Origin of the sequence: Streptomyces aurantiacus JA 4570 (assembly GCF_000414115.1) — a bacterium.
Lineage (GTDB): Bacteria > Actinomycetota > Actinomycetes > Streptomycetales > Streptomycetaceae > Streptomyces > Streptomyces aurantiacus_A.
This window is the reverse complement of the sequence record NZ_AOPZ01000185.1, coordinates 1-7632: the sequence shown is the minus strand read 5'-3', so window position 1 is coordinate 7632 and position 7632 is coordinate 1. Positions and strand designations below refer to the sequence as shown.

At 71.2% G+C, this 7632-nt stretch carries 8 protein-coding genes and 1 pseudogene; 2 read left to right on the top strand and 7 right to left on the bottom strand.

Annotated elements, in window-relative coordinates:
- The 6 genes and pseudogenes from STRAU_RS43015 to STRAU_RS19025 form a co-directional block, all read right to left on the bottom strand.
- Positions 1-183: pseudogene (locus STRAU_RS43015) on the bottom strand (hypothetical protein); the annotation flags it as partial.
- A gap of 184 nt (positions 184-367) precedes the next feature.
- Complete coding sequence (locus tag STRAU_RS19045; protein WP_203227432.1) at positions 368-820, bottom strand: ATP-binding protein; 453 nt, start codon at positions 818-820, stop codon at positions 368-370.
- Between the two features lie 119 nt (positions 821-939).
- The gene (locus STRAU_RS19040; protein WP_016641998.1) at positions 940-1350 is read right to left on the bottom strand and encodes a (deoxy)nucleoside triphosphate pyrophosphohydrolase; all 411 of its coding nucleotides are present in this window, start codon (positions 1348-1350) and stop codon (positions 940-942) included.
- 19 nt (positions 1351-1369) lie between these two features.
- Positions 1370-1552, bottom strand: coding sequence for an SPOR domain-containing protein (locus STRAU_RS19035; RefSeq protein WP_016641997.1), 183 nt, complete (start codon positions 1550-1552; stop codon positions 1370-1372).
- Positions 1553-1813: 261 nt separating this feature from the next.
- Positions 1814-3544, bottom strand: coding sequence for a purine-cytosine permease family protein (locus STRAU_RS19030; protein WP_016641996.1), 1731 nt, complete (start codon positions 3542-3544; stop codon positions 1814-1816).
- Between the two features lie 153 nt (positions 3545-3697).
- Entirely contained in the window at positions 3698-4450 is a 753-nt protein-coding gene (locus STRAU_RS19025; RefSeq protein ID WP_016641995.1) for a GntR family transcriptional regulator, read from the bottom strand.
- 262 nt (positions 4451-4712) lie between these two features.
- On the opposite strand from STRAU_RS19025, the gene STRAU_RS42405 reads away from it, so the two are divergent.
- A complete protein-coding gene (locus STRAU_RS42405; RefSeq protein ID WP_016641994.1) occupies positions 4713-4877 on the top strand; it encodes a hypothetical protein in 165 nt (54 codons plus the stop codon).
- A gap of 20 nt (positions 4878-4897) precedes the next feature.
- Complete coding sequence (locus STRAU_RS19020) at positions 4898-5482, top strand: serpin family protein (RefSeq protein ID WP_016641993.1); 585 nt, start codon at positions 4898-4900, stop codon at positions 5480-5482.
- A gap of 30 nt (positions 5483-5512) precedes the next feature.
- On the opposite strand, the gene STRAU_RS19015 is transcribed toward STRAU_RS19020, so the two are convergent.
- Positions 5513-7096: a S8 family peptidase gene (locus tag STRAU_RS19015; protein ID WP_037660385.1), complete on the bottom strand. Its 1584-nt coding sequence runs from the start codon at positions 7094-7096 to the stop codon at positions 5513-5515.
- Positions 7097-7632 lie beyond the last annotated feature (536 nt).

The following is a 7632-nucleotide window of genomic DNA, read 5'->3' as shown; positions in this document are numbered from 1 at the left end:
CCGCGCGCGGCCGCCCGCCGTGCCCGCCGTCCCCGCCGTGGCGGCTCCGACGTCGGCGTTCCCCGCCGGCTCCGGCGAGAGAGGTCCGCCCCCGGCTCCCGGCACCGGCCGGGCGGGCAGGGCCCCACCCGCTCGCGCCACAGGCCGCGTCGAACCCGTCGCCTTCGCTGGTATCTCGCTCACGCGAACCGTCCCCTCCAGCTCACCGCGTCCGGCACCGGTCACCGAATGTGGCTGCCCGCAGTATCCAGCACTACGGTGCCGGGCCACACGCCGTTCACGATCACAGCACGGACTCAACGCTTTTTGGCCCGTGTCCGCCTTGTGCTCGCCCCGTGCGCTTGTACGTACCGGCGCTCCCTGTCTTCTATCCGGGCAGCGCCAGCTCGAACCACACCGTCTTTCCCGTCGTGCCCGTGCGTCCCGGACGCGTGCCCCAGCGCCGTGACGAGCGCGCGACCAGCTGGATGCCCCGGCCGCCCTCGTCGTCGGGGGCGGCGGTGCGTTCCCGGGGCGGGTCCGGGACCGGGTCGGAGACCTCGACGAGCAGGATGCCCAGCGGACCGGCCTGCCGCACCAGGCGTACGACGATGGGGCCCGAGGCATACCGCAGGGAATTGGTCACCAGTTCGCTGACGAGCAGGACGGTGACGTCGCCGAGGGCGGTGAGGCCCCATTCGCCGAGCTGTCTGCGGACGACCGCGCGGGCTGTGCGCACGGCACCCGGGTCCGCGGGAAAGTCCCACTCGGCGCAGTCGCCTTCGGTGTCGATCACGCCGATCACTTCCCAGCCCGGCTGCGGACATGTGTCCGGTTTCATGGGGTTAATGGGCACATACCCGATATCCCGGCGGAAGTACCGCGTTCAAGGGGACACAGTGGCACGAACGGCGTAGAGGGGCGCCCGACCTGTCCCGCCATCACCTCGCGCGCCCCGCCTCACCGGGGGTGACGGGTTTGAGCCTCCGTCGCCGCCAAGGCGTGGATCGCCGGGACGTCGCCGGGGAGCCAGTCGACCGTCCACAGTTCGCCGGGGCGCAGCCAGCGCAGTTCGTCGTGGTCCTCCAGGGGCCGCGGCTCCCCCGCGAGCAGCCGGGCCCGCCAGACCCGCATCACATAGCCGCGGCCGAGCTCGAACTCGCCGGGCACCCGCGCGAGCGGCTCCGCCTCCACGCCCAGTTCCTCGCGGAGCTCGCGCACCAGCGCGTCCTCGCCCCGCTCGCCGGGCTCGACCTTGCCTCCGGGCAGCTCCCAGCGCCCGGCCAGTTCCGCGGGCGCGCTGCGCCGGGCGGCGAGCAGCCGCCCGTCGTCGTACAGAGCCGCGCCCACCACCACGATCCGATCGGTCATGCGCCGGAGCCTACGGCCCTCACCTGGCACCGTTCTGGTTCAGCCGCTCGACCCAGTAGAGCTGCTCCTTGCCGCGGTCGTCGAGGCTGTCCGCGATCTTCTGGGCCTCGGCCTTCGTCGCATACCTTCCGACGCGGTAGCGGTTGCCGTTGTCGTCCTGACGTATCACGAGCCAGGGCAGTATGACCGTGCCGTCGTTCATGCCGTCCCTCCGCTCCCCGCCCCGGGCGCACCCCACGCCTCGATCAGTAAGGAAACCGCATTCCGCATATGCCCGAGCTTACGCCCGACCTTTACGCAGCGGATACGACTTTGCACAAAGAGGTACGCAATCGGCCAGCGCGGAGGGGGCGCATCCTCCCGGACGCGCCCCCTCCGAAGGCCGCCGACGAGCACGGCAAGCCCGAACTCGGCCCCCTTTACGGCTTGTTGGCGAATGTCGGGTCGCCGACATGCGCCCTGTTCACGCCGACGGCACCGTGGGCACCGGCATGAGGACGGGCTCGCTCGCGGGCGACGTGCGGCAGACGTCCCCGCACTCCGCGTCCAGGGAGCAGCACAGCGAGCAGACCGGCCCCGGCCGGACGGGGCAGTCGGCGATGTCGGGGAGTTCGTACGCGGTCTCGCAGGCGCCGCAGGTGTGGGTGGCCGTGATGTCGGCGACCTCGACGCCCGGGCCGTTCACCGGGTTCGGCCGGGCCAGGTAGTACCTGCCGCCGGTCGCCCAGGCGATCAACGGGCACAGGAGCAGGGCGAGTCCGGCGGCGATGAAGGTGGAGAACGCCTCCGCGTACCGGCCGAACAGGCCGAAGAACGCCAGGATCGAGACCGTCGAGGCGATCACCATGGCCCCGAACCCGGCCGGGTTCACCGCGTACAGATAGGCCCGCTTGAACTCGATGTACGGCGGACTCCAGCCCGCCCGCTTGTTGATGACCAGGTCGGCGGCCACCGCCACGATCCACGCGATGCCCACGTTGGAGTAGAAGCCGAGCAGCTTGTTGAGGGCCGCGAACATGTTCATCTCCATCAGCGTGAGCGCGATGGCGAGGTTGAGGAAGATGTACCAGACCCGGCCGGGGTGCCGGTGGGTGAGGCGGGAGAAGAAGTTCGACCAGGACAGCGAGCCGCTGTAGGCATTGGTCACGTTGATCTTGATCTGCGAGACGATCACGAAGACCGCGGCGGCGGGCAGCGCGAACGAGCCCAGCCAGGGGCGCAGCGCCTCGATCTGCGGGGCGATCGGCTCCAGGGCGTGCGTCTCGCCGACCGCCTCCAGGGCGACGAACGCCAGGAACGCGCCACCGAGCTGCTTGGCGGCTCCGATGATCACCCAGCCGGGTCCGGCCGCGAGAACGGCCAGATTCCATCGCCTCCTGTTCGCCTCCGTCTTGGCGGGCATGAAGCGCAAGTAGTCCGCCTGTTCACCGATCTGCGCGATGAGGGACAGCGCGACGCCGGTGCCGAGCCCGAAGCCGATCCAGGAGAAGCCGGGGCCCGCGCCCTGCGTGCCCTCGAACGACCCGAAGGCGCCCCAGGCGTCCGGCGCCTCGAAGGCGAGCACCAGGAAGGGCAGCACCAGGCCGACGAGCCAGATCGGCTGCGTCCACGCCTGCACCTTGGCGAGGGCACCCATGCCCCGGAAGACGATCGGGATGACGATCAGCGTCGTCACCAAGTAGCCGATCTCGACCGGGAGTCCGACCGCCTGATGCATGGCCTGCGCCATGATCGAGCCTTCGAGGGCGAAGAAGATGAAGGTGAACGAGGCGTAGATGAGGGACGTGAGGGTGGAGCCGAAGTAGCCGAAGCCCGCGCCGCGCGTGACCAGGTCCATGTCCAGGCCGTACTTCGCGCAGGCGCGGGCGATCGGGATGCCGGTGACGAAGATGATCGCCGCGGCACACAGGATGGACGCGAGGCCGCTGGTGAAGCCGTACGTGAAGACGATGGACGCGCCGATCGCGAAGTCGGCGAGGTAGGCGATGCCGCCGAGGGCCGTGGACGCGACCATGGTCGGCGACCAGCGGCGGAAGGAGTGCGGGGCGTAGCGCAGCGAGTAGTCCTCGCGGCTCTCGTCGGCGGCGAGCTTGGCGTAGCTGCGCCTCGGCGGCGACTGCGCGGGCTGCCCGGGCCCGGCGGGGCTCGCGCCGTCCGCCGGGCTCGCGCCGTCTCGCGTGACCGTATCCGTCATGAGGGTTCCTGTCTTCCGACCGGACTGCGGGTACGCAGGGGGAAGTTAGGAGCCGTGCGTGACGATCCGCCGCGGGGCGGCGTTGCCCGGGCGTTACGGAACCCGGGCGGGCGTTAACTCGCGATCACGTGGGTCGCGCGCCGGGGCGGGCGGTCACCGCACCGGCAGGTGGTACGAGACGCGATAGCGGTCCGCGGGCACGACGATGTCGGCCGTCTCCACGGGGCGGCCCGAGGCGTAATACGTCCGCTGGACGACGAGGACGACATGGCCGGGGACGCCGCCGAGGGCGAGCAGCTCCTCGGCGAGGCCGGGGCGGGCGCCGACCTCCTCCGCGACGTTGTCCACGATCACGTCGATGGCGGCCATGCGGTCCACGACGCCGCAGCCGCCGAGCGGGCCCTCCTCGGGGAGCATCACGGGGGTGCGGCCGGTGACGGCGAGGGGCTCCCAGGAGGTGGAGAGCATCATGGTCTCGCCGGCGTCCCGGAAGACGTACTTCGTGCGCATCACGCGGTCTCCCGCGCGGATGGCGAGCCGCTCGGCGACCTCGGCGCTCGCGTCCGCCTGCTCGCTGTGGGACTCCCAGGTGCCGCGGGCGCTCTCGGCCGCCTGCTCCTGCCGGAAGGGCGTGGAGGTGCCGGGGCCGTGGAACCCCGTGCGCGCGATGCGCCGGGGGTCCGGGCGCTCGCGCACATAGGTGCCGGAGCCGGAGCGCCCCTCGACCAGACCTTCGGCCATGAGCACCTTGCGGGCCTCCAGAGCGACCGTGTCCGAAACTCCGTACTCCTCGCGGATCCTGGCCTGCGAGGGGAGGCGGGTGTGCGGAGGCAGCGAACCGTCGGTGATCTTCTTACGGAGATCACCCGCGACGCGCAGATACGCCGGCTGCTCACCGAAAGTCACTGGCCACTCCCATCAGGTTGACAGACAGCAACAGCCTGGCAACCGTGGGTTGTTGGCCGCAACCCTAGGCCAAGGAATCACTCGAAGTGATGATTTCCCCGCCCGCGAGGCTTTACGCAGGACCTTTCAAACGTTATAGCAATCAACTAACCAGCCAGTCATGTGAGTTGACGTACCGCCACACGAAGGGTGAACCCGCCCGGGAGGCTGCCGGGCCCGGGGGCTACGGGAACTCCTCGCCGCCCTCACCGCGATCCCGGGTGTGGGCTCCGCCGTCGGGCTGTGGACCAAGCGGACCTTGACGCTGCGCGAGAAGTGGGCTGAGGGACTGCCCCCGGGCGCCCGAGGGGTGCTCACCGGGGACCTCATCCACGACCAGGCCGCGCTCGGCACCTGGGCCGCCAAGCACACCGACGGACGTGGCTGAGGCCCTTCACCGAGCACCGCATGGAGCCCGAGTCCGGCCCGTGGCAAGGGCGTGACCTGGCCGAGCTGTACCGGACGAGCAGCCTGCCCGACCGCGTGGGCATCCTCGGCCGCGCCTGGCCGAGAGTGCCGGGCATCCACCTGCCGTACGGAGGGGCGGGCCCCGGCCTGGCCGTCCGCAAGGAGCGGTCCGCGACCCCGCTGCCCCCGCAGCTCCACGTCACGACCGTGCCGTTCACCGTCACCGCGGAGCACGATCTGCTCGCGCGGCGCGGCCCGTTCGGCCTGACCGCCGCCACGGACGCGGGCTCCGGCCACTTCCCGGGCGTCGCCGTCGAACCCCTCGCGGTGGACAGGGCGTCCCAGGCGGCCACCGCGACCTTCGGGGCGCTCGGCTTCCGGGCCGCGGCGGTCACGGCCTTCGGCGCGGCCGGGGGCGGGGTTCCGAGACTGCGCTACGTCACCACGGAGGTGGCGGCCGCCTTCGACCGGCCCTTCGGATTCCTGGCGGTCCACCGCCGCACACGCCTCGTCCTCGCGGCCGGCTGGGTCACGGACCCGGAGCCGTACCGCGAGGACGAGGGTGACGAAGACGTATGGCGATGAAGCCAGTCGGTCAGTCAGCGCTGACGGGCGTCAGAACTGCAGGCCCCAGGAGTCGATCGTGCCCACGTCCTGGGCCGCGTTGTCGGTGACACGCAGCTTCCAGGTGCCGTTGGCCGTCTCCGAGGAGGCGTTGACGGTGTACGAGGTGTTGATGTCGTCCGAGCTGCCGCCCACGCCGTAGTCCTTGAGGACGTAGGCCGAGCCGTCGGGGGCGACGAGTTCGAGCTTCAGGTCACCGATGTACGTGTGCTTGATGGCGACCGGGACGCCGAGCGCCGAGGGGGCGTTGCCGGGGACGCCGGTGACGGTCACCGACGACTCGGAGGTGGCGTTGTCGCTGATCGCGACGTCCGCGCCGTTCTCGAACTTCGGTCCGGGCGGGTTGGTGCCGCCGGCGCCGACGTAGAGGAGACGGTTGGGCGAGCCGGTGCCGGGGCTGCCGACGACGTTCGGCGTGGCGGCGGTGGTCAGGGCCGTGGAGACCTGGGCCGGGGTGGCCGACGGGTTCTCGGCGACGTACAGCGCGGCGGCGCCCGCGACGTGCGGGGACGCCATCGACGTACCGGAGATCGTGTTGGTCGCCGTGTCGTTGGTGTTCCACGCCGACGTGATGCCCGAGCCCGGGGCGAAGAGGTCGAGGACGGTGCCGAAGTTGGAGTAGCTCGCCTTCGCGTCGGTGTTGGTGGTGGCGCCGACGGTGATCGCCTCGGTGACGCGCGCGGGTGAGCGCGTGGAGGCGTTGGTGGACTCGTTGCCGGCGGCGACGGCGTAGGTGATGCCGGCGGCTATCGAGTTGCGTACGGCGGTGTCGAGCGCGCTGTCGGCGGGGCCGCCGAGGCTCATGTTGGCGACGGCGGGCTTGACGGCGTTCCGGGTCACCCAGTCGATGCCCGCGACGACCTGGGCCGTCGTGCCGGAGCCCGAGTTGTTGAGCACGCGGACGCCGACGATCCTGGCCTTCTTGGCGACGCCGTGCGCGATGCCGCCGACCGTGCCCGCGACATGCGTGCCGTGGCCGTGGCCGTCCTGCGCGGTGTTGTCGTTGTCGATGGCGTCGTAACCGTCGACGGCGCGGCCGCCGAAGTCCTGGTGGCTCTTACGGACGCCGGTGTCGATGACGTAGACACTGGCGCCCTCCCCGGCCTTGTCGGGGTAGGTGTACTTCTGATCCAGCGGGAGGTTGCGCTGGTCGATGCGGTCCAGGCCCCACGACGGCGGGTTGGGCTGAGTGGCGGCGACCGTGTACGTGCGGTTCTGCACGACGGAGGCGACGGCCGGGTCGGCGGCGAACCTCTTCGCCTCGGACTCGGACGCCTCGACCTCGTAGCCGTTGAGCACCTTCTTGTACGTGCGCTCGATGTCGGCGCCGTGCTTCTTCGCCAGGGCCCGGCCCTCGGCCGAGTCCGCCTTCGCGGCGTCCTTGTGCAGCGTGACGATGTAGCTGTTCGCGACCGCGCCGGGGGCGCCCGCGTACTGAATCCGGCCTTCGGCGGCCCCGGGCTGCGCGCCCGCGGGAAGCGCGGACACGACGCCGAGGGCGACGGCGGTGGCGGCGGTCAGGGCAACCGTGCCCAGGCCGGCCAGTCTTCGGCGGGAGTGACGCATCACTGCCATCTGAGGGGTCCTCCTCAATCGGTGGTGCGCTGGTGGGGGATGCGACAGGGGCATGACAAGGTAGTGGCGCCATGACCACACCGAGTTGATCAATGTTCAACTCTCTGTCGCCGACGAAAGGTTGTCGGATCCATAGGAATCCCACAAGGGCGTTGTTCGGACGTAACACGACTGCCATGCACCCGCCATGACATGGCATCAATAATCCGTCCATTCCGCCCGCGGGAGCGGTGCGCGACCGCGGGACTGGGCGAGTTGCCGGGCTTTGCCGGACCCCGGCTTCCACGGGGCGGAGGGCGCCGGGGGCGCGGCGATGGCGGGATTTCAGCCACCATCGATCTCGCGCGGGCGGTGCGCGGCCGACCGTGGGACTTCGAGGGCGCGTCACGCCCGCTCCCCGGCCCCGGCGCCGCATCGTCGGGCACATGCCCCCGACGCCCGTCCTCACCTCCGCCCTGATCGCGGCCGCCCTCGCGGCGGCCGCGCTCCCCCAGGGCCCGACGTCCGCCGACACCACCCCGCCCCGGCCGCCGCGC

What these genes read in the sequence shown, in the direction of transcription:
- STRAU_RS19040 (WP_016641998.1), bottom strand. Translation starts at nt 1,350, where the DNA reads ATGACCGATCGGATCGTGGTGGTGGGCGCGGCTCTGTACGACGACGGG.
- STRAU_RS19035 (WP_016641997.1), bottom strand. Translation starts at nt 1,552, where the DNA reads ATGAACGACGGCACGGTCATACTGCCCTGGCTCGTGATACGTCAGGAC.
- STRAU_RS19020 (WP_016641993.1), top strand. Translation starts at nt 4,898, where the DNA reads ATGGAGCCCGAGTCCGGCCCGTGGCAAGGGCGTGACCTGGCCGAGCTG.
- STRAU_RS19015 (WP_037660385.1), bottom strand. Translation starts at nt 7,096, where the DNA reads ATGGCAGTGATGCGTCACTCCCGCCGAAGACTGGCCGGCCTGGGCACG.
- STRAU_RS19045 (WP_203227432.1), bottom strand. Translation starts at nt 820, where the DNA reads ATGAAACCGGACACATGTCCGCAGCCGGGCTGGGAAGTGATCGGCGTG.
- STRAU_RS19030 (WP_016641996.1), bottom strand. Translation starts at nt 3,544, where the DNA reads ATGACGGATACGGTCACGCGAGACGGCGCGAGCCCGGCGGACGGCGCG.